The 24,967-nt window shown below is 34.9% G+C and carries 26 protein-coding genes and 1 pseudogene; 13 read left to right on the forward strand and 14 right to left on the reverse strand.

Annotation, left to right across the window (positions count from 1 at the left end; translation table 11 throughout):
- The first annotated feature begins 140 nt into the window (after window positions 1-140).
- The 7 genes from Q0W25_RS04500 to Q0W25_RS04530 all read left to right on the forward strand — a co-directional run bounded on the left by Q0W25_RS04500 (window position 141) and on the right by Q0W25_RS04530 (window position 5,380).
- Entirely contained in the window at window positions 141-308 is a 168-nt protein-coding gene (locus Q0W25_RS04500) for a 4Fe-4S binding protein (RefSeq protein ID WP_367269923.1), read from the forward strand.
- An 11-nt stretch (window positions 309-319) separates the two neighbouring features.
- A complete protein-coding gene (locus Q0W25_RS04505) occupies window positions 320-1,093 on the forward strand; it encodes an adhesin (RefSeq protein WP_298519432.1) in 774 nt (257 codons plus the stop codon).
- Between the two features lie 8 nt (window positions 1,094-1,101).
- Window positions 1,102-2,382 carry an oligosaccharide repeat unit polymerase family protein gene (locus Q0W25_RS04510; protein WP_298519435.1) on the forward strand — a complete coding sequence of 427 codons (1,281 nt, stop codon included), beginning with the start codon at window positions 1,102-1,104 and terminating at the stop codon, window positions 2,380-2,382.
- A gap of 258 nt (window positions 2,383-2,640) precedes the next feature.
- Window positions 2,641-3,279, forward strand: a complete 639-nt coding sequence (gene cbiM / locus Q0W25_RS04515) for a cobalt transporter CbiM (RefSeq protein ID WP_297826487.1) — start codon at window positions 2,641-2,643, stop codon at window positions 3,277-3,279.
- A gap of 1 nt (window position 3,280) precedes the next feature.
- Window positions 3,281-3,583 (forward strand): PDGLE domain-containing protein, encoded by a 303-nt coding sequence (locus Q0W25_RS04520; protein WP_298519438.1) that lies wholly within the window; start codon window positions 3,281-3,283, stop codon window positions 3,581-3,583.
- 118 nt (window positions 3,584-3,701) lie between these two features.
- Window positions 3,702-4,532, forward strand: a complete 831-nt coding sequence (gene cbiQ, locus Q0W25_RS04525) for a cobalt ECF transporter T component CbiQ (protein WP_298519441.1) — start codon at window positions 3,702-3,704, stop codon at window positions 4,530-4,532.
- Window positions 4,533-4,540: 8 nt separating this feature from the next.
- Complete coding sequence (locus Q0W25_RS04530; RefSeq protein ID WP_298519444.1) at window positions 4,541-5,380, forward strand: ATP-binding cassette domain-containing protein; 840 nt, start codon at window positions 4,541-4,543, stop codon at window positions 5,378-5,380.
- Here the strand turns inward: Q0W25_RS04530 and Q0W25_RS04535 are convergent.
- The 4 genes from Q0W25_RS04535 to Q0W25_RS04550 all read right to left on the reverse strand — a co-directional run bounded on the left by Q0W25_RS04535 (window position 5,377) and on the right by Q0W25_RS04550 (window position 9,043).
- The gene (locus Q0W25_RS04535; RefSeq protein WP_297826448.1) at window positions 5,377-5,574 is read right to left on the reverse strand and encodes a hypothetical protein; all 198 of its coding nucleotides are present in this window, start codon (window positions 5,572-5,574) and stop codon (window positions 5,377-5,379) included. The genes Q0W25_RS04530 and Q0W25_RS04535 overlap by 4 nt on opposite strands.
- Window positions 5,575-5,628: 54 nt before the next feature.
- Window positions 5,629-5,859, reverse strand: a complete 231-nt coding sequence (locus Q0W25_RS04540) for a FeoA family protein (protein ID WP_297826451.1) — start codon at window positions 5,857-5,859, stop codon at window positions 5,629-5,631.
- Between the two features lie 185 nt (window positions 5,860-6,044).
- Window positions 6,045-8,063: a ferrous iron transport protein B gene (feoB, locus tag Q0W25_RS04545; RefSeq protein ID WP_298519448.1), complete on the reverse strand. Its 2,019-nt coding sequence runs from the start codon at window positions 8,061-8,063 to the stop codon at window positions 6,045-6,047.
- A 488-nt stretch (window positions 8,064-8,551) separates the two neighbouring features.
- Window positions 8,552-9,043: a hypothetical protein gene (locus Q0W25_RS04550; RefSeq protein ID WP_298519451.1), complete on the reverse strand. Its 492-nt coding sequence runs from the start codon at window positions 9,041-9,043 to the stop codon at window positions 8,552-8,554.
- A gap of 116 nt (window positions 9,044-9,159) precedes the next feature.
- Here Q0W25_RS04550 and Q0W25_RS04555 point away from each other — a divergent pair, with 116 nt between their 5' ends.
- Entirely contained in the window at window positions 9,160-9,621 is a 462-nt protein-coding gene (locus Q0W25_RS04555; RefSeq protein WP_298519454.1) for a MarR family winged helix-turn-helix transcriptional regulator, read from the forward strand.
- Here Q0W25_RS04555 and Q0W25_RS04560 read toward each other — a convergent pair.
- Entirely contained in the window at window positions 9,618-10,328 is a 711-nt protein-coding gene (locus Q0W25_RS04560; RefSeq protein ID WP_298519457.1) for a hypothetical protein, read from the reverse strand. The two genes, Q0W25_RS04555 and Q0W25_RS04560, sit on opposite strands and share 4 nt — an antisense overlap.
- Before the next feature lie 139 nt (window positions 10,329-10,467).
- On the opposite strand from Q0W25_RS04560, the gene Q0W25_RS04565 reads away from it, so the two are divergent.
- Window positions 10,468-11,721 (forward strand): tripartite tricarboxylate transporter permease, encoded by a 1,254-nt coding sequence (locus Q0W25_RS04565; RefSeq protein ID WP_298519460.1) that lies wholly within the window; start codon window positions 10,468-10,470, stop codon window positions 11,719-11,721.
- Here Q0W25_RS04565 and Q0W25_RS04570 read toward each other — a convergent pair.
- Window positions 11,718-12,623 (reverse strand): 50S ribosomal protein L11 methyltransferase, encoded by a 906-nt coding sequence (locus Q0W25_RS04570; protein WP_297826468.1) that lies wholly within the window; start codon window positions 12,621-12,623, stop codon window positions 11,718-11,720. The genes Q0W25_RS04565 and Q0W25_RS04570 overlap by 4 nt on opposite strands.
- Before the next feature lie 133 nt (window positions 12,624-12,756).
- On the opposite strand from Q0W25_RS04570, the gene Q0W25_RS04575 reads away from it, so the two are divergent.
- Both Q0W25_RS04575 and Q0W25_RS04580 read left to right on the forward strand, forming a co-directional pair.
- Window positions 12,757-14,187, forward strand: coding sequence for a CpaF family protein (locus tag Q0W25_RS04575; RefSeq protein ID WP_298519463.1), 1,431 nt, complete (start codon window positions 12,757-12,759; stop codon window positions 14,185-14,187).
- A gap of 49 nt (window positions 14,188-14,236) precedes the next feature.
- Complete coding sequence (locus tag Q0W25_RS04580) at window positions 14,237-15,091, forward strand: type II secretion system F family protein (RefSeq protein ID WP_298519466.1); 855 nt, start codon at window positions 14,237-14,239, stop codon at window positions 15,089-15,091.
- Window positions 15,092-15,113: 22 nt separating this feature from the next.
- Here Q0W25_RS04580 and Q0W25_RS04585 read toward each other — a convergent pair whose 3' ends face one another.
- The gene (locus Q0W25_RS04585) at window positions 15,114-15,833 is read right to left on the reverse strand and encodes a DUF4012 domain-containing protein (RefSeq protein ID WP_298519469.1); all 720 of its coding nucleotides are present in this window, start codon (window positions 15,831-15,833) and stop codon (window positions 15,114-15,116) included.
- Between the two features lie 630 nt (window positions 15,834-16,463).
- On the opposite strand from Q0W25_RS04585, the pseudogene Q0W25_RS04590 reads away from it, so the two are divergent.
- Window positions 16,464-17,402, forward strand: a pseudogene (locus tag Q0W25_RS04590) (acyltransferase).
- Window positions 17,403-17,443: 41 nt separating this feature from the next.
- Here the strand turns inward: Q0W25_RS04590 and Q0W25_RS04595 are convergent.
- The 5 genes from Q0W25_RS04595 to pth2 all read right to left on the reverse strand — a co-directional run bounded on the left by Q0W25_RS04595 (window position 17,444) and on the right by pth2 (window position 20,329).
- A complete protein-coding gene (locus Q0W25_RS04595) occupies window positions 17,444-18,295 on the reverse strand; it encodes an alpha/beta hydrolase fold domain-containing protein (protein ID WP_298519473.1) in 852 nt (283 codons plus the stop codon).
- Window positions 18,296-18,822: 527 nt separating this feature from the next.
- Entirely contained in the window at window positions 18,823-19,092 is a 270-nt protein-coding gene (locus Q0W25_RS04600) for an elongation factor 1-beta (RefSeq protein WP_297828465.1), read from the reverse strand.
- A gap of 21 nt (window positions 19,093-19,113) precedes the next feature.
- A complete protein-coding gene (locus Q0W25_RS04605) occupies window positions 19,114-19,275 on the reverse strand; it encodes a zinc finger domain-containing protein (protein WP_116670085.1) in 162 nt (53 codons plus the stop codon).
- A gap of 2 nt (window positions 19,276-19,277) precedes the next feature.
- A complete protein-coding gene (locus tag Q0W25_RS04610; RefSeq protein ID WP_367270522.1) occupies window positions 19,278-19,934 on the reverse strand; it encodes a delta 1-pyrroline-5-carboxylate synthetase in 657 nt (218 codons plus the stop codon).
- A gap of 56 nt (window positions 19,935-19,990) precedes the next feature.
- Window positions 19,991-20,329, reverse strand: coding sequence for an aminoacyl-tRNA hydrolase (gene pth2, locus Q0W25_RS04615; protein ID WP_297828461.1), 339 nt, complete (start codon window positions 20,327-20,329; stop codon window positions 19,991-19,993).
- A gap of 116 nt (window positions 20,330-20,445) precedes the next feature.
- Here pth2 and Q0W25_RS04620 point away from each other — a divergent pair, with 116 nt between their 5' ends.
- Window positions 20,446-22,224 carry a ribosome biogenesis/translation initiation ATPase RLI gene (locus Q0W25_RS04620; RefSeq protein ID WP_298519479.1) on the forward strand — a complete coding sequence of 593 codons (1,779 nt, stop codon included), beginning with the start codon at window positions 20,446-20,448 and terminating at the stop codon, window positions 22,222-22,224.
- 1,184 nt (window positions 22,225-23,408) lie between these two features.
- Here the strand turns inward: Q0W25_RS04620 and Q0W25_RS04625 are convergent.
- Both Q0W25_RS04625 and Q0W25_RS04630 read right to left on the reverse strand, forming a co-directional pair.
- Window positions 23,409-23,813, reverse strand: coding sequence for a hydrogenase iron-sulfur subunit (locus tag Q0W25_RS04625; RefSeq protein ID WP_298519482.1), 405 nt, complete (start codon window positions 23,811-23,813; stop codon window positions 23,409-23,411).
- An 11-nt stretch (window positions 23,814-23,824) separates the two neighbouring features.
- Window positions 23,825-24,964: a Coenzyme F420 hydrogenase/dehydrogenase, beta subunit C-terminal domain gene (locus tag Q0W25_RS04630; RefSeq protein ID WP_298519485.1), complete on the reverse strand. Its 1,140-nt coding sequence runs from the start codon at window positions 24,962-24,964 to the stop codon at window positions 23,825-23,827.
- Between the last annotated feature and the right edge of the window lie 3 nt (window positions 24,965-24,967).

The raw sequence follows: 24,967 nt of genomic DNA on the forward strand, positions 1-24,967 counted from the left end.
TTACTATCCTTTAAATAGTATCTTCAGAAAATATCAAAAAATATATTTTAATTTTTGATTATGCAATATATAAATATTAAGTTGAATTAAAATAGATATAGAGATATATTTTTAAATTCATTGAAAAGATGGTGAATTCATTGCAAGTGGATATGGAAGAATGTGGAGTTTGTGAAGATTGTATTGATGTTTGTATGGAAGAAGCTATCGTGAAAAAGGCTTTCACTATCGTCATTGACAATGACAAATGTGATTCCTGTGGAGAATGTATTGACGTTTGCCCCGTTGGAGCAATATATGAAGATTAATAGGTTTAAGCATGAAAAAATTTTCTTTAATTGATTATATTATTATAATACTAGTCATTTGCGCCGTAATATTTGCATTTATACACATCACTACTGACGATTCCAACCATCTGGAAAAAACAGCATTTGATGCGTCAACCATCAATAAAATACCTGATACCTATTTTTCAAATTATAAAGAGGGAAATATTGTTTGGGCCTATGTTGACGGTTTAAATGCAAGCAACAGTGAAGAGGTATCCCTGAACGGTACTGTGAAATGGATAGATGACAACGGCGGATCAAATGTCAAAATCCTGCTTGACTCAAACAATCAAACTTACCTTTTAGGAGTCTACAAAAGCATTCCTGAAGCTGATGTTTATATCGATACAATTACTCTTGAAAGCAACAATACAAAATATGACAATCTTGTTGAATTTAAAATAAAACCTAAAAATATAACTTCATTAGACGATTTAGTCAGTAAAATCCCGGAAAATACCGACTATGAACTTACCACAAAGATTGCAACAGATTCCATTGACTACCTGAAAATTCAAGAGATTAACAATGAACTAAACGCTCGTGACAAAAGATCATCTATTGCCACCTCAAATGTACTTGAAAACCAGCTTATTTTGACAAGAGCAAATGATGAAAATATCAAAATCGGCAATTCTATTCTAGGAAATTTCAACGGAATAACAGATGATATTACAATTAGAATCTATGATTGTAGCGATAGCCAATTAAATGCAATTAAAAATAACTACGATGTTATGAACATACAAAAATTTAAGTAGTGTGAATTATGAGCCTGATTTATTCTGCATTAACTTCAATCGTAAATAGAATCAGTGACGAATTTCACAAAACATTTCTATTTACAACCATTTTTTCAGTTTTGTCACGTTTGGAAACTGAATGGCTCAACAGCTACTTCAAAAAGTTTTATCCAAACGAGAATTTCTTGAATTTTTTAAATAGAAGTTATATCATCAAAAGTCATGTCTTTAATCCACTACTAGTCATTTTCTTATTTTCCATATTCCTGTTACTGTCCTTAAATTCAGTTAGCAATAGCCTTGCAGTTACATTGGCCATCGGATTTGTCTCTTTTTTTATCGGATGTGCCGTACTTCCAAGATTTTTCCTAAAAAATGACGGCAAAATCGCTATCGAATTTAATAGAAACGATATGTATTCAATCGGATTCTGCCTGATGATTGTGAGCATCTTGTTTTTCTTCATCAGCATAGCTTCAGTTGGCGGAATTCCAATATTGAAACCTTCAATAAGGTATCTGCTAAAACCTGCATTCACCATGCCAGTATTCCTAATCATACCTGCAACCTGTTTAATAGCCAGCGTTTATCTTAAGGATTATCAGGATGAAAAAATCACACGCCAGCAAACAAGATTCAGATTCCTATTATTGCTCATCATAGACTGTGCAATATTATTGACTTTAGGGTATAGGACACCACTACTTGCATCATTTCTCATCATAATAATGATAGGTTACTTTGGAAATATCGTTTCACCATGGGAAGTTATAGTTGGAGCATTAATTGGTGTATGTGCAATCATAGGAATTGGATATTTTAGATCAATTAAAGAGTTAACACTGACCACAGCAACCAGCCCAATTGCCAGTTTGCAAAACAGGGCAGATTTTACATTGCACGTTTTGAATCTGCTTGACAGGATTGGTGGAACTTTCGGCATGCTGCATGGACATCTTTTGGCAAGCTCCATTCCTGGAAGTGACCTTGGACCTAGGATGCTGGTTGGAAAGTTGATTGCATGGAGAAGCGAAGTTACAATAACCCCGACATTGATTGGGCAGATGGTGGTCGACTTCGGAAAGGTTGGAGTTGGAGTTGAGATGTGTGCTTTAGGATTCATCTTAGGCATAGGATTTAAAATAATGAGAGCCACCAAAAACTATTTTTATATCGGATTATACAGCCTAATTTTAACTTATTCTATTTTAGGCATTGAAACTGGAATATTGGACATTCAGGTTTTACTATATTTCACAATAGCTATTTTTATCTATTTAACCTACCTTGTAAAATCAAGAAATTAGCATATTTTTTAACCATTTTGTATTACTAAATTTAAAGAATAATACTAAAAAGTATTACTTTAATAACCTTTATATATGGCTATAACATTTAAATATTAAATGTCAAGCTACAATAATGTTTTGTTAACCTTTAAATTTAATAAAACTCCCAATTAACTTGATATTACTAAAAACAAATGAAAATAATACTTTTTGTTAATACTCAGTATTTAAATAAACTGGAAAAAAGTATTACTTTACATAAATGGAGGAATGAAATTGCATATACCTGACGGATTTATACCTATTGCACAATGTCTAGTATACTATGTAATATTGATTGTTGCATTATACTTCTCTGTGAAATGGGCAAGATCTAATTTAGATGAAAAACGTATACCTCTCTTAGCTGTGCTTGCTGCCGGTATCTTTGCAATCATGTCCATGAACATGCCAATTCCATTCGGTACAAGTGGACATATGGTTGGGGGAGCATTAGTAGCAATTGTATTCCTTGCTCCTGAAGCGGCTGTTTTAGTATTTACCGTAGTACTACTTATTCAAGCTCTCATCTTCGGAGACGGAGGAATTACTGCATTAGGTGCAAATGTATTGAATATGGCAATAATTGGAGGATTTGTTGGATTATACACCTTTAAATTCTTACAAGGAACAATTGGAAAATATCCTGCTGCCGGAATCGGAGCATGGTTAGCTACCGTAATTGCAGCTTTAGCTTGTGCAATTGAAATGGCAATAGCTGGAACTTTCCCTGTAAACGTGGGCATTCCATCAATGGTATTATACCACTTCTTTATTGGAATAATCGAAGCAGTATTAACCGTAATCGTTCTTGTCGCCCTAGACAAATTCAGACCAGATTTGCTTGCATGGAATAAAAGTGAAGGAGATGCATAAAATGGATAAAAAAGATACATATTTAATTGTTGTTGCAGTGGTCATTTGTATTGTAATTTGCTGTCTTTCACCATATATTGCATCCGGTGACCCAGATGGTCTTGAAAAATCTGCAGAAGATTCTGGACTTGCAGAAGACTTCTCAATCGAAGAAATCAAAGGAATTCCTAATGCGGTATTCCCAGATTATGCATTTGCAAACGATCCTGATAACCAAGCATTACAAATTGTAGCCCTTGTGATAGGTGCAATATTGACCTTGGTAGTAGGATACGGAGTTGCAGAAATTGTTAGAAACAGATAGAAATTAAATTATTTAATTTCTATTTTCCCTTTTTTTAAAAGTAATTGAAATTTTCTGAAATTGACATGACAAAATAATAATATATTACTAATTTTTAATATTATAGTAGTGAATAACCATGGTAGACATAACGCAGATAATGAGATTTGATGATTTGGCATCAAAAAACAGTCCCATCCACAATCTTGAAGGACGAATAAAATTAATTTCAACCATATTCATAATTCTTGTTTGCGTTGTTTCAAAAGAGATTTTCATACCCATAATACTGGAAATACTGTTATTGATTATTTTAAAAATAGCCGACTTGTCATACATAGATTCTGCAAAAAGGCTATTGATGTTGCTTCCTTTCGGTGGAGCAATCATCATATTCCAGCCATTCATTCAGCCGGGAAACATACTCTGGAGTTATTCATGGCTGCATGTTACTGACGTCGGATTGAATTGGGCGATTCTGCTGCTTGTACGTATGATTGTTTGTTTAACTGCAATCATCATATACTCATCAACAACACCCCTGCAGGAAATGGCCAGCTCCTTTAGAAAGCTGAAGATGCCAAGGGATTTGGCTATGATACTGTCAATCATGGTTAGGTTCTTGTTTCTGTTTGTCGATGAACTTGCGGCAATCAGAAAAAGCCAAAAATCAAGAAACTTCAGTATCCACTCCAAAAACACTCCCTACAAATGGAGAGTGAAGCAGGTCGGATATACAATAGGCATGATGTTTTTAAAGTCATATGAACAGGGAGAAAGAGTTCATAAAAGTATGGTGAGCCGTGGCTTTTCCGATGCATCTGAAATGTTCAGCGAAAAGAAATCCCCTGAACGCAGCGATTACGCTTATCTAATAATAATTATTGTAGTTGTAATAGTCCTTGAAATAATCCTATTCAAATATGGTGGACAATTAGGTTACTTCGGTCAGAATTTAGCAATTAATTAGGTGAAATAATGGAACATATACATTTGGAAACAAAAAACTTAACTTTTACATATCCCGACGGTACTCAAGCTTTGAAAAATGTAAACATTAAAATCAGAAAGGGAGAAAAGATAGCCATTATGGGACCTAATGGTGCTGGAAAATCAACATTATTCTCACATTTCAACGGTTTGAGCGAACCTACCTCTGGCCATGTTGAAGTGGACGGCGAAAAGATAGTTTTTGAAAGGGACGAACTGCTAAAGGTTAGGCAAAAAGTAGGAATAGTGTTCCAGGATCCAAATGACCAGCTGTTTGCACCTACAGTCAAGGAAGATATTGCTTTTGGACCTATGAATCTTGGTCTTGACTATGATGAAGTCGAAAAAAGAATCAAGGAATCCTTGGAAATGGTTGGAATGTCCGGCTTTGAAGACAAGACACCTCACCACTTGAGTGGAGGTCAGCAGAAAAGGGTTGCAATTGCAGGCATTATTGCAATGAGACCTGAAATAATGATTCTTGATGAACCGACTGCAGGACTTGACCCTGAAGGTGTTGATAAGGTACTGAACATATTGAATAACCTAAATGAAGAAGGAATAAGCATCGTCATTTCATCACACGACATAGAGATGGTAAACCACTTTGCATACAAGATATTCGTTTTGTATGGTGGTGAAATAATCGCTGAAGGAGACAAGCACCAAATATTTTCAGATAAGGAATTATTAAAAAAAGCTCATTTAAAAGCTCCGATAACTACAGAGATTTTATATAAATTGAAAGAAAATGGATTGGATGTTGATACAGAAAAAATCAGCATTGAAGAAACAGTAGAGGAAATATTAAAAGCTAAAAATGATTAATTTGTTGCATTTTTACCTTTTAACTTATTTTTTAATTTTTTAATGAATTCGAATTCCTGGTCCAGCTCAGGTGAATTTGCAAAGCCACAATTAGGGCAATGAATGCTGTTACACCCATGCTTCCCACAACTGGAACATCCACGATTTTCCAATTGGGTTTCATCAAATTCAAAACCGCACATTCTGCATTTCATTATATAACACCGTTAATAAAATCAGTTTAAAAAAAATAAATAAAAACATTGAAGTTATTCCACTTCAATATTTTCAGCTTCTTCCTTACGAAGACATACGTCATATCCTTTAATAGTCATTTCAATTGGATCTCCCAAGGTAGCTACTTTTTTAACTTGAATTTTAGCTCCTTTAACGAAACCCATACCTAACAAATGTCTTCTTAAATCGACATCCCCAGTGTCATGATACTTAACCAAAGTTACTGTTTCACCAGGTTTAACATCTTTTAATGTCCTTGCCATAATATCACCATATGCATTAATTTTTAGGTATACAAAAATTCGTTATATTATATTCTATAATAACAACTATATAAATATTTAGTTATGGCTAAAAATTTAAAAAAAATGATAATTAGAAAATCTAATCATCATCCTTTTTTGGAATTTTTACGCCTTTTATTCCGCTTTTACTGCGCATATCATCACTATCCGAATCCTGCTAATTTTCCAATGTTGAAAATCAAGAATGAAACTATATATGCAGTCACTAAAGTAATGGCACACATAGTTGCCGCCCATTTATAACTGTTTGTTTCCTGTTTGATTGCACCGATAGCTGCGAAACATGGGGTGTACAACAAGGTAAATGCCATGAATGAAAACGCGGACAATGGGGTGAAAGTATCATGTACCAAACTGGTAATACCTTCTTCGTCATCCTCTTCCATACCTGCAAGAGTACCGAAGGTTGCAACAACAACTTCTTTAGCAGCCAAACCGGCAATGATTGCCACAGCAGCTTGCCAAGTTCCGAATCCTAAAGGAGCAAAGATTGGTGCAATAACGTTACCTATCATACCTAATACACTTTGAGCAGATCCGTATTCAACACCCAATGGGAAAATGCTTAATGCCCATAAAACGATTGAACAAGCAAGAATGATTGTACCTGCTTTTCTTAAGAATCCTTTTACTTTTTCCCAGGTGTGTAATAATACACCTTTGATGGATGGTATTTTATAAGTCGGCAATTCCATAACAAATGGAGTTGATAGTCCTTTGAATAATGTCCTCTTAAGGATAGCTGCAACAATAAGTGCAACAGCAATACCTAATAAATAGATTGCAAGCAATACGTTACCTTGATTGTCAGCGAAAAATGCTCCTATGAAAATAGCATAGATAGGCAATCTTGCAGTACATGACATGAACGGAACAAGCATCATAGCAAGCATACGGTCCCCTTCATTTTCCATGGTTCTTGTTGCCATGATAGCTGGAACACCACATCCGAATCCTAAAATCATAGGGATGAAAGCTTTACCGTGAAGACCTACAATCTTGTGCATGAGTTTATCTAAAGTGAAAGCAGCCCTTGCCAAGTAACCACAGTCCTCCAATATACTTAAGAACAGGAACATGAGAATAATAATTGGCAAGAAAGTGAGAACACCACCTACTCCACCTATGATACCATCACAGATGAATGATGCAAGATATTCGTTTGCAATAAATCCTCCAATGAATTCACCTAAAGCGCCGAATGCCTGGTCAATCATATCCTGGAAAGGAGCTCCGATAGTAAATGTTAATTGGAACATCACCCACATTATAATAATAAATATGAATGGGGCTAAAATCCTGTTAGTCACAATCTTATCAATTTTATCAGTAGTAGTCTCTTTTTCAACAGCAGGTCTTTTAACAGCTTCGGCCATTAACCCATCGATAAATGCATATCTTGCATTTGCAATGACCTCTTCAGGACCTTCCTTATAAACATCATGCAAATGTTTACTTACTTTATCCACTTCAACCAATATTTTGGATCCATAACTGGACTGTTGAACTTTTTGAATTACAATAGAATCTTTTTCTAATAATTTGATGGCAGTCCAGATTGAAGGAACATCCAATAGATTGCTGTCCTTTTCAATAACGGCCTGAAGCTCAGATAAATGTCCTTTAATATCATTGCTGTAAGCTAACTTTTCACTAGAGTCAACAGGATTTTTAGCGGCTTTTTCAACAGCATTCAATAAATCTTCAAAACCGTCTTTTGTTTTCGCATTAATTTCCACAACTGGGAACCCTAAAAGTTCACTCATCAATGGAATATCAATTATGTGCTCTTTTTTCTTTGCAAAATCATTCATGTTAAGTGCCATTACCAAGTTAGCACCCAATTCCATCATTTGAACTGTTAAATATAAATTACGCTCCAGATTAGCAGCATCAACCACATTGACAATCACATCAGAATCGTCATCTACAATGAAATCTCTTGAAACGATTTCTTCCATAGAATGAGCGCTTAATGCATAATTACCTGGCAAATCGACAACATCATACTCATAACTTCCATGTTTAAAATGACCTTCCGCCCTTTCAACGGTTTTTCCAGGCCAGTTACCTACATGTTGACGCATACCAGTTAATTGATTGAATACAGTAGTTTTACCCACGTTAGGGTTTCCTGCTAATCCTACAATTAATTTTGTCATTAACCATTCTCCCTTTTTATTTAACTTCGATAAATTACATTTATTTAAATAAAGGTAATTTATACACTAAAAAAATTATTTTTAGTTTAAGTCCATACCGAATATATCAAAAATTAGGTTAACCTAAACATAATTTATTATTATGATTTTATGATATATAAATATTTAGGCATACCAAATAATTTAAAATTTAGGTACGCCTAAAAATTAGAAAGGTTTATATACTATGATGATCAACATTTAATACAAGTGATGAAATTTAGGCACACCTAAATTATGCCTAAACATTGCTTTAACAAACATTATTTATTAGTCAAAAAACAATAAAATCTCCAAATATAGACAAATATTAAATTAGCTTTCACAATTTTCTAATTTAATATTCGGGAAATCTTTGGACGGGATTTCCAAAAACACGCAATTGGTGTTTAACTCTCCTCCATATATTAAACACCAATTAATCCCCTCTTTTTTAAAAAAAATAATCTTTAAGGACCCTCGCCATCATAAGTTGAGGCATCATCATATATTTCCTCATCCCAATAATTATACTCAATATAATCATCGATTTCCTGATTCAGACCCCAATGATGGTCATCATAATAGGTATATGGATTAAAAGAATTTTTAGAATATACCGTGACTATGTCGGTTTTCTCGGCGGTTTTATAATGGGAATCGCCGTCGAATTTGACATTTACATTGTACATTCCAGGATCATATTTCAATCGGATTTCACTATAAGGCTTATATGCCCATTTATAATTTCCATATTTGTCTGTGATATTATAATGAATGGTCCCCTTACTTTTTATAGATTTTCCATGACTATCAACCAATTTAATTGTGATGTAACCGTTATTACCGTTACCATTATCAGAACTGATTTTGACTTTGACATTCTCTTTAGCGAATGCCGGTGCGGTCAACAATAAACAAACAGAAACAAAAACCAGCAGCATAATGATTTTCCTATCCATTGAAATCACCCATATAATGTGCATATATTGTTACTAATACTATTTAAGTCTTTAAAGAATGTTGAATAAAACAACATTTAAATCATTTAACACCCAAACATAGTAACGGTGATTGAATGATAGACTATGAAGACATTATGAAGGATGCGCCGCATCTGATTTGCTATTTGATTTCATTGTCCAAAACACATGATTTTTACATAAATAAGCATATTAAAAACGAAACTGAAATTTTGCCGAGCCAATATTACATGTTGATGTTTTTATATCATGAAATGGGAACCAACCAATCTGACATTGCAAAAGCCTGCTTAATGGACAGAAGCGGAGTTTCAAGGGCTTTTAAAGATTTTGAAGAAAAAGGATTGATAACAAGAGAAATAGATGAAAACAATAAAAGAGCCTATAAAATTGCATTGACCCAAAAGGGAATCGAAACAGCCCAATTTTTAGAAAGAAAAGAATTAGAATGGGATGAAATGATTTGTGAAGAACTGGACATTTCACGTGATGAATTGTTCAAAACACTATCTGAATTGTCCTTAAAATCATTGTATTTCAACAGAAAACATTTCTAATCATATCCGTCGGATACGAGATATTCATCGATATAATCATTATCACCATAATCATAATGGTCATAGTACCAGTCAGGATCCCGTTCCGCTATGGTGTATGGAGAATCATCAACCCCTCCATAATGACTGTGCCCGCTGCCAGAACTTGAATAATATGTTGATTGAGTCTGGTAAGTTGGGAAAAACTCATTTTTATCCAAATCAAGAATATGATATAACAGTTTGGATTCGGAATAGGTAATCTTATCAGAATTAATGATAATTCCATATATGCTTTCTGTTTTTGGACTGTATTCCATGAAGCACAATCCACCATCACTTCCAGTGACATAATCTGATATGTATAATATCTTGTCATGATTAAAAACACTATACCTGCTAGGATCTACCTTCCAAACAATCATATACCCTTTATCACCCGAAGTGTCAACATAAGAGATGTTTTTTGCATCGCTCCAAGACAGATTAGTTATCTTGTTGGTGTCGAAATAGCCATCAGGAATGTTCTTCTCGCCAACTTTAACGCAATTGTCCAAAGTGGCAACCAATATGCCATCTCCCCCAATGTCCTCAACAACCTTTTCACCATAAACTGCCCTGGAAGGCGGGAAAATCATATTGGATACGGTACCCACAACGAATCCAACTATCAAAATGAAAATTAATAATGCAACTAAAAAAACGACTATCTCTTTTGCTTTTGACATAATAATATATAAACAAATTATATACTATTATACTTATCGTTTTTAAATACCGATTAATAAAATAAATAATTAAAAATCACTTAATTTTTCAATATTAGCTTCAACAAAGCTTAAATTACAGCTCATACAATTAATAGCTATGATAGAATTAGTCATTGCTTGTTTTATAGGCATATCAATCGGAACGTTAACCGGGATGATACCTGGAATACATGTCAATACGGCTGGCGCAATACTCTTTGCTTCTTCAGCCGTTCTGCTTCAGGCATTGTCTGCAGAATTTCTTTGTGTTGTAATGGTTTCGATGTCCATAGCTCATGCTCTGATTGAATTTATCCCATCTATGCTTTTGGGAGTGCCGCAAGAGGGAACTGCAACATCAATTCTTCCTGGACATCGGATGGTTCTCCAGGGCAGATCAAAAGAAGTGATAAGAATCGTTTCTGTTGGAGGATTCGGAGCGATTATAGTGACAATAGCAATGCTTCCGATTTTTGCAGTTGCCCTTCCGATTTTGCATGAATTTACAAAACCGTTTACATGGATTATCCTATTGGTCGCATCGATTTATCTGACATACCACTTGACAAGCTCCCGAAGGGATTTTGTATGGTCCCTGCTTCTCTTCACACTATCCGGAATTCTGGGCTGGACTATATTTCAAACACCAATCTCCTCCGGAATTTCAATGATGTGCACATTTTCAGGACTGTTTGGAATAAGCACTATCTTGTTTAGCCTAAATGACTCCTCAACAATACCCCATCAAAACAAGTTTTATGAGCTGAATCTGAATTTCGACAAAATGAAAAGTATATTTGCAGGAGGAATAACCGGCGCGATATTGGGTTTTCTTCCGGGTTTTGGACCTGCCCAAGGGACAGTCATTGCACAGGCAGCAAGTGGAACAGACGATAACAGCGATGATGATACCGTCAATTTTTTACTTGCAACTTCTGGACTGAACATATCAGATTGTCTTTTTTCATTGATTGCCATTTACATCATAGGAAATCCAAGAAGCGGAATTGCAGTCTACATGTCCTATCTGATATCTGAAATGACATTGAATCACCTGATAATATTTATTTTCGCATCACTCCTTGCAGTATCTGTATCTTTAGCAATATCCTTGAAATTGGGCGATTCATTTTCAAAAATAATGGATGGTATTGATTATAAGAAACTGTCAATAGGGGTTGTTCTGCTTCAGATCTTAATCCTATACGTCTTCATCATTTATTATCAGGGCCCAATTTTCTACATGACCCTCGCTTTAGTCACATCGACTGCACTGGGACTCCTTCCCCATTACATTGGAGTTGGAAAGTCCCATCTTATGGGTGTTTTAATCATTCCTGCAATTGTAATTTATATGCAGATGTTTTTCTAGATAACCAATACGTTGTTTGCTATTTTTTCTGCCTTTTCGGTTATCTCAGAAATGTCTGAACCAGGAAATGCGTCAATGACGCACAGTTCAGCATTGCCCACATCCAAATCCTCAAATGGTTCGTTATGTATTTCAAATCCTTCGGTGATTTCATTGAGTTTTAAGTTTCTTTTTAGTGTTTCAATTGCTTCAGGATAGATGTCGTTGAAAATCACCTTTTCAAATCCGTATTTCAATAAATAAATTCCTATGGCTCCCCCACCACACATCCCATCAATAGCTACTGCAGGGCTGATTTTGTTGTTTTCAAGATAATTGTGCAGTTTTACCAGTTTAGTTTCAGTGGTCATTGCAACTTCAATATGGCTTTTGGACTGGTTTTTGGTCAAAATAAGCTTTTCACCAAGCAGTGTCCTGACAACATTTGTTTGTTCATCGTTTCCCTGAAGCAATTCGAAGTGGCTGATGTCGGAATCTTTGTCAAACTGACCGGCAACATCAGAGGGACTTCCTTTCAAAACCCCTTTAACTTCTGAAACTTCGTTCATCAGCCTTGCGGCAACAGCATCGTTAAAATCAGGGTGAAGCAATATCAACATTTCATTTCCTATGAATTGTGGGTTTAAGCTACTGTAATAGAATGTTGATAACGGCACCGGCGAATTTCTCCTGAGAGTTGCCTTTTCTCTGACGATTCCCTCCTCAATCATGATTTTTAGAATATGTGCCATCACTATATCAATTGGCCTTTTTCCGCATGTGCATCTCATGAAATCATCATCCAAATTGTCGAAATCATCATAGTCCATTATCGGAGAAAACTTTTTTATCTGAATATCTTGACAGTTTTCACATTCTTTTATTGCTTCAATATTCTCATTTAGATTTTCTTTGGTTATCATAGTAAACCCCACAATTATTCAATATTATATTATTGTTTTAACTCAATAATTATGCTTTTGAAAGTAATAAAAACTTTATTAATTAGTATTACCAACCCCAATAATATCAAAAAACGATTTGCAGGTTATTAAAATGAAAAATAAGCACGATTTAAGCAATAATAATGTGATACCACAATATAATATCCTTAAACAAAATTACACTCCTGAGGAAAAAATTATTTTAAATGAAATCCGTGAAACATTAGTGGACATGGCAGTCTCAAGCGGTGAAAATTTCCAAGCCGACGAGGAAAAGCTGTACAGTGACATAAAATCATTTCTGTTCAACAGACTGTCCGGCAACATATCTAATGACTACCTACATGAATTATCTGGAAAATTACTTCGAGACATAATTGGATATGGGAAAATCGATTCATTGATTCAGGACGATGATCTAGAAGAAATAATGGTAATTGGAGTCAATAAGCCCATTTTTGTCTATCACAGAAAATACGGTATGATGAGAACAAATGCCGAATTCGAAAATGAGCGGGAGCTGTTGGATCTGATTGATTCCATGGCGCGCCAAATCAATAGGCGAATCGATCAGGAATCACCAATTTTAGACGGCAGATTGATGGACGGTTCAAGAATCAATGCAACAATTCCCCCAGTTTCGGCAGATGGACCCTCCTTAACCATCCGTAAATTCAAAAAAGACCCATTGACCATCATTGATTTGATAAAATCAAAAACGATTTCCCTCGAATTGGCTGCATTTTTCTGGCTGTGCTTTGACGGTTTGGGAGTGAAATCTGCAAATGCAATCATCTCAGGAGGGACAAGTTCCGGCAAAACAACGACATTGAATGCATTATCAGCATTTATAAATCCAAAGGAAAGAATTATCACGATTGAGGATACATTGGAACTTCAAATACCTCATGAACATGTTATAAGAATGGAAACAAGGCCTCCCAACACTGAAAACAAAGGAGAACTGACTATGGATGACCTGGTCAAGAATTCCCTTAGGCAAAGACCTGACCGAATAATTGTTGGTGAAGTCAGGGCTAATGAAGCTACAACATTATTCACCGCATTGAATACCGGCCATTCAGGATTTGGAACCCTTCATTCAAACAGTGCTCGTGAAACCATCACCAGACTAACGACCGAACCCATGTCCGTTCCAAAGATAATGATTCAAGCCATCGATTTTATTATAATGCAAAGCAGAATCTACGCTCCCTCCGGTGTCGCCTACAGGAGGATAAGCGAAGTTGCAGAAGTGGTGGGGATTGAGGAAGACACCATACAGTTAAACAGGATATACGAATGGAATCCTGAAAAGGACATTATTGAAAATGTTGGGATAACCAGCAAAACATTAACTCAGATAGCAAATTTGAGCGGCAAATCATTATATGAGCTTTCAAAGGAAATTGAAAACAGAAAACTTATCTTAAAACATATGCTGAATCATAAAATCCACAACGTAAACGATGTCAATGCAGTTCTGGCATTATACTATGACAATCCCCAAAAAGTCCTGAACAGAGTAATATTAAACAGGTGATATCATTCTAAAAAGATTCTTTATAATTGTTGGAGGCATAACTCTAAAATTGACAGATTCAATAAGGGAATTTCCAATAAAAGAAATGAAAAATGAACCTGAAAACGATGAAGTCACCGCGAAAATATTTTCAAGATTTGATTTTGAACAGGAAAATCCTTCAAAAGAAAGCAGAATAGACGAAACTAGAGAAATTCTGATTAAGCACATGCTAACAAAAAGGATTTTACCAATTTACGTGACTTTATTTGTTTTGATTGCTATCCTTGCAGGTTTGGAGCTGGCTGGAATTTATTTAACTTTCCTATCAATGACATGTGTCTTCCTCATTTATTATCCTCAAATCAAAGAGAAAAACAGCTATGCAAATTTGAATCGGGACCTGCCATACGCTTTGAGACATATGGGGATTGAGTTAAAATCCGGAAAAGGATTGCACGACACGCTACATACAATAAGAAATGCGAATTATGGGGTGCTCTCTGAAGAATTCAATAGGGTTCTGGAAGAAGTAAAATATGGCAAGCCTACTGAAGAATCACTTTTGGAAATGTCCCATCGGGTCAAATCTGAAGGGCTTAAAAGAACAATACATCAAATCATCGGAACTTTGAGAGTTGGAGGAAATTTGGCAAACAGCTTGGATGTCATCGCACAGGACATATCATTTGAGACCCGAATCAAATTAAAGGAATATTCGCAAAAATTAAATTCTTTCATCCTGATTTATACATTCATAGCCATTTTAGCCCCCGTCGTCATACTTATTATGGCAATGGCCGGCTCTACCGTAATGGGAGACCTGATATCCGGAAATTTATTATTAATAATATATTCCCTCTTCTTCCCTTTGATTGTCATGTTTATGGGAATGCTTATTAAAAAACTAGAACCTAATATATGAAAAAATAAAAAAAAGAAAGGAATTAACCAAAGAAGTTCTCAATTCCTTTTGATGCCAACAATCCTACAAAGGCACCTTGTTCATCCATAATAATATTGCCTTTTGAGTATTGGTCAACTGCAGCATTAACCATAGCGGATTTTACAGAAGGCTCCTTTGCCTTTTGAGCTGCCGCCTTAACAATACTAAGTACCGCGTCAGCCCGAGATACGCCATTACCCCAATCCTCTTCACGAATAATGTCGATTCCGCTTGCAGTAGTTTTTGTTCCATTTACCTCAATCTCACCGGCTGCGGAAAGTATTGCATCTAATGCCTTGCTGTTAATTGCCACGACATTGTCTATGGATTCGTTTGTACGGTATTCCACAATTTCCTTAGCAAGCCTCATTCCTTCAGCATTGTCTGCACTGTAAAAGGCATCATGCATCAGCAATGCTGATCCTGCACCTTGCTTTTGATATTCTTCCGGTTCAGAAGCGGTTGGATGTGTCATCCCACCAGGATAAAATGCGGAATAATTCTTTAAATTACCATTTTCCAAATGAATGATAAATGCCATATCACATGCGCCCATACCCGGTCTGTCTTCACTTTCGTCAATGGCACAGACCAAAATATTCTTATTTCCATTGGATAATTCGGAATGGTCACCCATGAAAAGCGCACCTGCAATTATTAAAACTAATCCAATAAGAACTACAATTAAAATGGCAATGATAAGCTTTTTTGTCCTACCCATAGTAAAACCTACCTTTAATTAATTTTGTAAGGGAGTATATTTTTTTTATCGTACTTAAATATTACCACATAATTGAACAAAATAATAAAAATTACTTACAATTGCAGCCAAAAAATAAACACCATAATCTTTTCAAGATACTTTTCTTCTCTTTTTTATCTTCTTCAATAGAACAGCATTTAGCTTTGTTTTCTGTTTTGACCATAAAAATCAACTAAAAATTTGATATGTGGAAATTAAATATGAAAATCATATTTAATTTCTTGAGAGTAGTTATATGTCTTAATCAACTAAGAAAATTTGTTATTAATCAATTAAACAACAATAATCGGAGCCTTATATGGTTTAAAACCAAGACATATCGCAATTAAATTTAGGCATTCCTAAAATTAATCACTAATTATAATATTCATCTCAGACTATATAAATGTTTCTAAATTTTTAGGTTTACCTAAAAAATGAGGGGATTCTGACTTCAAGCAGGAAAACAAAAATGAGAAAAATTCAGTTAACTTATTATTTAACAAAACATAAACAATTAATTATAAATCATGGGGAACATCTGATGGGAAAAAATAGAGTCGAATGGATTGACCTTGTGAGGGCTATCGCAATTTAACCGTTTTATATATCCATGCAACCGATGGAATTTTCATCATTTCATCTGATGCAATACTGAACTACACTATTTATTCAAGAATATTCAATTTTGCATCCCTTTTCATCGGTCGTATAGGCGTCCCTTTCTTTTTAATGATAACCGGGTATCTGCTATTGGATAGGCACTATGATGATGAGCGTGTCCGTAAGTTCTGGAAAAAAAACTGCAAATGACTAATCATAATTACTGTCATCTGGTCAATAATTTATGCAATAAGCCTTCAGGTAATTACAGTTGAAAGTGCCCAAGTTAACATTTCAGAAGCCGGAAACTTATTCTTCAGTCACATGTGGTATATGCCTATGATTATCGGAATGTATCTTTCAATACCATTTGTTTCCGCGGCTCTTGAGCGATTTGACCCGAAAACAATCTATCAGGCAACTATAGTGTTTACACTATTGGCATTCCTGCTTCCATTCATTACAACAGTAATGGCCATGCACGGCATCCAAAATGTCAATATCCAATATTGCCTCGGATTCAGCGGAGGAGTTTATGGAATTTATATAATTCTTGGATATTTAGTTAAAAAAGGATTGTTTAAAAAGTATTCTTCCGGCAAATTGGGAATACTTGCAATAGTATCATTTTTAATTTGCGTAGTGTTCCAGTATTATTCATTCATTAAGGGATATGATTTTTTCCTATGGTATGAATTCCCATTCGTTTTGACCGGATCATTCGCATTGTTTGAACTTTGCTCTAGAATGGACAATGTTAGAGCATACCCTCTAGTTAAATTCTTATCAAAATACTCATTTGCAGTCTTTTTAGTGCACAACATATTCAGATTGCCGTTGCTTCCACTTGTTGTGCTGCTTCCTTATTCAGAACCGGTCAAAAGCAATAATACTTTGGATTTTATTGATAATCTTCAGTTACATTGCTACTGTAATAATCTATAGAATCCCAAAATTTGGAAAATATATTCTGTACATGAGATAGTTTAATCAAATATCTCTTTTATTTCTTTAAATGCACTTCTTGCTTCAGGAATTGGAAAAAGAGGATATATATGGAATAATCCATTTCCAGTGATGAACTTTACGTTAACACCATCATCTTCCAGATTTTTAACATACCTTTTTATGTCCTTGTAAAATATTTCGTCTGTACCTGCAAAGATTAATGTATCGGCCAAACCGGCATTATCCCCAAATAGCGGACTTACCCTATAGTCGTGAGTGTCTAAATCACTAGCCCATGATTTACCTACCTCTTTAAGGCCGATTTCGCCTAAAATCACATCATTTTCACTGTCATAAGGAGGATTACTCATTGACACATCAACCCATGGCGAAAAGCTTATGATTCTCTCCGGTTGAGGCAGACCTATTGTTTTTAGATATTGGCAAAATGAGTGGATAAAACCGCCGCCTGCAGAGTCCCCCATCAAAGTTAAATTGCCCCTCTGAATCAGCATTTCATACAACCCTGTGATTACATCATAAGTTTGCATAGCGCTACTTTTAGGAGCAAGCGGGTAAACAGGTGCAACAACATATGCATCCAGCTTTCGTGACAGCAAAAAACAATATAATAAATGCTGATAATTTATTTCCATAACATAAGCTCCACCATGCATGTACAAAATAGCATTCGTAGCGTTTTCATCCCCAAATGTGAAAACAGGTGTTCCACCAATGTCACTGCTTTTGAAAATACCCTTAGGAAGTTTGCTGTCTGATGGATTTTTTAACAAATCCTCAACCTTTTCGGCAGAATCCATGAAATCGGGTTTATTGAATCTCAAAATGAATTCCTCTATTTTTGCAATGAAAAATTTTTCGCCTGACATATTGTAATCATCAACATTCCTTAAAGGAGTGAAAAGAAATATTTTTAAACTCCCCTTATTTTCTCAAAAAATAATATCTTTTTAAAAATTATATAGAGAAGTTATATTTTTTCTAATTAATATATTATGATATTTTCAAAAAAATAGATAATAGGTGTTTAAAATTGAGGTGATTTTTAAACACCGAAGAGTTATATGGAAAATTTGGCAGATAATTTTCCGAAATATCAAATTAGAAAATTGTGAAAACTAATTCGATATTTTTAAAGATTTTGGAGATTGTATATTCGACTGATAATATACGTGTTAAGAGAAAAAATTTAGGCGTGCCTAAATTTCTGTTCTCATATAATTAGTAGTTGGCCATAGTATATAAAGGTTTCGGTATTTTTTAGGCATGCCTAAATTTTAGCCATGGTTTTATCCAAATATAGCACGTGTTATATAACAGATTGTATAAAATAATATATAAATATTTCGGCTAACCAAAAAAATAGAATAAAAAAATAATAAAAGATTGAAAGATCTTACATTAATCTTCCAACACCAGTAATTTCAAAACTAGCAACGCCGTCAATAGCTTGAACCATTTCTTCAACAGCTTCAGATCCACCTTCACCGTCTTCGGTGATGAATTGTAAAATTACAGCAACTAAACCAAATGCAATTGGTTCTTCTGAAATTTCGTGAACTGTAGCGCCTTCAGGCATTGATGTTTTAATAGCTTCTTTAATACTTTCCAAATCAATATCTGGACTGTCTGGCATGATTTTCATAGTGGTTAATACTTCACCCATTATAATTCCTCCATTTTAAACTTATGGTCCTTCAAATCCGCATTCGCATTTGTAAGCGTGACCAAAGGTACGGCATTTTTCACATCTTGCTATTTTTGCTCCACAAATCGGACATTCAAATTCTACGAATGGTCCAGTTAATGGAATTTCTTGTTTACATGAAATACATTCAACAGTTTTCATTTTTAATCACCTATAATTTGTGTGTAATTGAAGTTATAATCATTTATATTATCATCTAAAAGAGACAAAACCCTTTCAGGATACTTCCCATTCACAACATAACAATTAGTCCCAAACTCTAATAAAAGAGAAGGTAACATTACATCAATCGATGACTCTTGAAAAGTTAGTAAATTTGATGCATCGATTTTACTTATGAATGTTGAACCAGGCTCTTTTGGTTCTTGGGTATATATACCATTTACATTTGTTACTATAAAAAGGTTCGCATTTAAGATATGGGCAACATAGGCTGCAATGGAATCTGAAGTGACATCCCATGAGCATTCGAACGGATCTTCCTTTTTCAAGAAATCGGAAACTACAAAAATAGGAGTGAAACCTTCGCAGGATATTTTCTCAGCTTCATTAATTGAAAACGCCAATTTTGTGGATTCTGCCTTGTCATTGACCAATTTAGCTATTATATCCATGCAATCAATAGCTGTCCAGTGATTTGCTTCCTTGGAAAATCCTATTTCATCATCATATTTGCGAATGAGGTTTGCAAATTCGCCTCCGCCTAAAATAATAAGAGAATTGGTATCCTTTAATTTTTCAGCCAGGTTTATGGCATGTTCAGGAAACAAACTTCCCCCAATCTTAACAACATGTTTTATGATAACAATCACGACCCCGTTTAATTAAAAGTAGATATGATTAAATGATAGTTTGACTATAAAAGTTTTAAATCGCCGGTCACTTCATCGATGATTTCATCCTCATCAGGTCCCAGAGCCAAAACTGTAACGCTTGATGTAGGTATCTGAGTACGTCCAGCATCAACTACAAGATAATTGACAATGCCCTTTTCATCTGCCGCTTTCTTAAGCTCTGTAAGCTCCTCGAGAGTCTGAACCTTTAAAACCACCTTTGCATAGGCCTCATTTTCCCATTTTCTAATCTTGTCTGAAGGTGACTTCTTATATGCTCCAATTGATCCGTGACAACATTGGGCTGCGATTTTTCCCTTTCGCATTTTCAAATCTGTTCTGACTATCATTACCTGTTTCATATTATCAGTATTAGATATCTAGTTATGGTTTAAAAAAGTTTTTGCAAATATTATTGAAAAATTTAATTAATAGTAAAAAGAGAATTATTAATGATTATATTTATAGGAAGATAATAATGACTCGTATTTCAATTTTAGACAAAGACCGATGTCAGCCAAAAAAATGTGATTATCTCTGTATTCATTACTGTCCAGGTGTTAGAATGGATGAGGACACCATAGTAATTGATGAAGATACTAAAAAACCGCTGATATCTGAAGAATTATGTGAAGGATGCGGTATCTGTACCAACAGATGCCCATTTGATGCGGTTACCATTATCAACTTGCCTGAAGCCGCCGGCGATCCGATACACAGATTTGGTCCGAACCAATTTGAACTGTTTGGACTTCCTACACTTGAAGAGGGAACAGTATTGGGTCTTTTAGGTCAGAACGGTATTGGAAAATCCACAATAATGAATATCCTGGCAGGCAACTTAATACCAAACTTTGGAGACTTCGAAAATCCTCCTGAAAACTGGGATAAGGTGATTGAATACTACAAAGGCTCAGCACTTCAAAAGTATTTCCAGGATTTGTCCGAAGGCAATGTTAAAACCATCTTAAAACCACAGATGGTCGACAAGCTTCCAAAAGTTGTTAAAGGTAAAGTAAGAGACCTGCTCACCAATGTAAATGAAAGGGACAAGCTTGACTACGTTACAAAAGAATTGCAGCTTGAAAACGTTTTGGACAGAAAAATGGAAAACCTGAGTGGAGGAGAACTTCAAAGGGTTGCGATAGCTGCAACAGTGCTTAGGGAAGGTGACTTCTACTACTTCGACGAACCAACATCCTGGCTTGACGTGTCACAAAGGCTTAATGCTGTAAAGGTAATCAGGTCTCTGGCCGAAGAGGGAAAAAGCGTTTTGGTAATTGAGCACGACCTTGCTACATTGGATGCTCTTTCAGACAACATACATATCCTATACGGTACTCCGGGCGGATATGGTGTAGTGTCCGGAAGAAAAGGAGTTCGTTTAGGAATCAATGCTTACATCAAAGGATTTTTGGCTGAAGAAAACGTCAGAATCAGAAGAAACGCCATTGAATTTACAATAAGGCCGCCTACTCCAGAAGATGAAGGCGAAGCGATTGCAAGCTACACAGACATCCGCAAGGATTATGACGGATTTGAATTGAGTGCCGACGAAGGTGAAATATTCTATGACGAAATCGTGACCGCATTCGGATCAAACGGTATCGGTAAGACCACATTTGCAAAGATGCTTGCAGGCGTTGAAGAGCCGACCTCAGGAGAAGTAGATGAGGAAGTTACAATCGCATACAAACCTCAATACATAGTTACAGATTTTGAAGGCAGTGTAAGCGACTTTTTATACATGAACGCACCAAGTTACGGAAGCAAAATCTTTGAAAGTGAAATTATGACTCCTTTCGGATTGAACGACATGCTCGACAAGCCTGTCAAAGGCTTGAGTGGAGGGGAACTTCAAAGACTAGCTATTGCTTCAACACTTGCAGCGGATGCTGAAATCTATCTTTTTGATGAACCGACCGCATTTTTGGATGTTGAACAGAGGTTAATAGCTGCAAGAGTAATCAGAAAAATGATTGAAAGTAGAAATGCCGCATCACTTATCGTTGATCACGATATCGTATTTATCGATTACATCTCAGATAGGGCAATGGTATTTGACGGTACACCTGGTTTGAACGGTCATGCTTCAAAGCCAACTGACTTGAGAAATGCAATGAACGAATTTTTAGGAAATCTCAACATTACATTCAGAAGAGATAAAGAAACAAAAAGGCCTAGAGTTAACAAACTCGACAGTTACAAAGACCGTGAACAAAAAGAAAAAGGAGAATATTATTACTTGTCAGATTAAATATTCCCTATTTTTTATCTTTTTTTAAAAACTTCCATCCAATATAGATATCAAAAACACGCAATACTTCATTATTAATAGAAAAATAGTTTAAAAAAAAATAGTTATTAAAGTTGAGGAGGAACCTTAATAACTATAGAGAGGCTAAATTATTACAATAGCATGACAAACGACATCTGACTGGCTGACTAATGTAATAATTATTCTTAAATACTATGAAGCATGAAAGATCACTCACCATCTTTCAAACATTAGTGATTAGTTCACTAATCTTTGAAAGGCAATGAAAGATAGAGTGTAAATAGCTATTACTAGCTATTTACGTTAGTTAGTTATATGACCAATTTTAAAATTGAGGTATGGACATATAAATTATCAAACAGGGAAATTTGATAATCTATACTATACTACCTAGTAATAACCATATAAATGTTATTAAAGTATTACTATTCATAACAAGCTTTAAATTAGAAATAAAGATGTCAGTTTCTTTTAAATAAATTAAAAATATGCCCCAACCCAAATTATTCGAAAAGGACAGCCCAACATTCCCCGACGAAAAAAAATAATAAATTAAAAAATCATTAAAATAATCTTAAATTAAAAAATACTTCCTTAAAATAATTCGCAAATACAAACATGAACTTTAAATAGATATTTCATTAAAAAGATAAAAATAAAGGAGTAAAATTTGATTTTATCCCCAAACATATTAAAAAATAAAATGTAATACTTTTTTAAAAAATAATACTACATAGAATAATATTTTTTTATAAAAAAGTAATATAATTGTTGAACCATCCAAGAATACAAATTGATTCCAAAAATTAATTTAAAAAAAATAGCTATTAAAGACAAGAGGAGCTGATTACTTTAATAGCTATTGTAGACAGTGAAAGAAACCCATATATGATCATACAAATCTCTTTTTTGATTATTAATTATCTTACATTGATGGAGAAAATAAGCAATATCAATTGGTTATGCCAACAACCAATATTGCCCGGCTAATGATGAATTATCAACATAAAGATAATTAATTGAAAAATAATCAAAATATTGCTATTCTAACTATTTTTCTAACATTAGTGATTAACACACTAATCTTAGAAAGACAGTTGAATAATGAGAGTAAATAGCAATAAGCTATTTACAATCATCATATCTGACTATTTTTTAAAACTCTATTTTAATTCCAATGGCCCAAGTTTTGAGAGAGTTTTATGAAATTCTTCCATAGTTCTCTGAAATTTTTCACCTTCGGATGCTGAAATCCATTCATGACGGAATCTCTCTTTTTCAATCCCAAACTCTTCAAGAATATCCTCTACAATTTTTGACCTTCTGGACCATTTGTAGTTACCTGCGTCATAATGGCAGTCACCAATATGGCACCCACCTACAAATACTCCATCGGCACCTTCCTGAAATGCTTTGAAAATCATTGAAGGGTTGATTCTTCCAGAGCACATTACACGAATAATTCTGATGTTTGGAGAGTATTGCATACGTGCAGTTCCTGCTGTATCAGCACCACCATAACAACACCAGTTACATAATAAACCTACGATTTTTAAATCATCTGCCATCAAACCACCTCTTATAATTCTGTTTTTTCTGGACTGTATAATGGAGGTTTGATATCATCTAAAACTCCAGCTACATAACCAGTTCTATTATAGTATTTTTTCTGCAATTTATCGAAAATCAATGAAACAGGAATGTCCATCGGACAAACATCATCACATTGGCCACAATCCACACAACTGAAACTCATGTGTGATAGCCTTACTCCCTGGAACGCTATTGGGAGAGGAGGGATGTTTGCTTCATCCTTGAAGTATGGTTTGTTCAATTCACAGTTTTCGAAGCACCAACAGATCGGACAAATGTCACGACATGCATAACAGCTAATACATCTGCTCCATTCATCCATTTCACTAACCAGTGGATAAGTGGCATCCTGATTCTTTTTAGCCATTTTGATCATGATATTTTCAACTTTTGATCTGCCTTCAACAGCAGGCTCGGAAGGAGACTTGGTTTCAAGAATTCCTGCCTTTTTTGCACCATCTATTAATTCTTGGCCTTTTTCATCATTGATTTCTATGAATGTCCAGCCGTCCTCTGCTCCCCAGTTTCCACAGGCGATGTTTGCCTTTCTTGGGATTTTCACATCACATCTCTGGCAGTTTTTACGGCGTCCGTAACCTTCATTTTCAAGGTCATGGATTTTGACTGCCTCTTCGGAACCGTCTGCAAGTTCAATGATAAACTGTCCCTTATCGATTTCTTCACTTATGACATCATCAGGATTGGCTTCATAGAACAGGTCAATCATCTCTCTTCCGCTAACAGGAGATACTGTTCCACCACAATTTAAACCAATCATGTAAATATTATCCTTATTAATTTTGTGTCTAACTATAAGCTCTTCAACAGCCCTCATATCACATGGTTTGACTGTAAATGCAACTTTTTTATCAAAGAAATATTTTTGAACAAGATCACCAATCATTGTTGGAGCACAATGATAAGATCCTGCAGTTTTTAATAAATCCTGTGAATCAGTGATGAAAACAGGAAAAGCATCATAAACATCATCTTGAGGACTTAATGCCAAAACACCATCAACCAATCCTTCATCCAGCAAATATTTGAGAATGCTGGTTACGGCCCCTCCGCATTCACCAGCTTCATGAATTTCATTATTTTGAGATTTTGCTAAAACATAACTCATATT

The sequence above is a fragment of the uncultured Methanobrevibacter sp. genome (assembly GCF_947166415.1).
Taxonomy (GTDB): domain Archaea; phylum Methanobacteriota; class Methanobacteria; order Methanobacteriales; family Methanobacteriaceae; genus Methanocatella.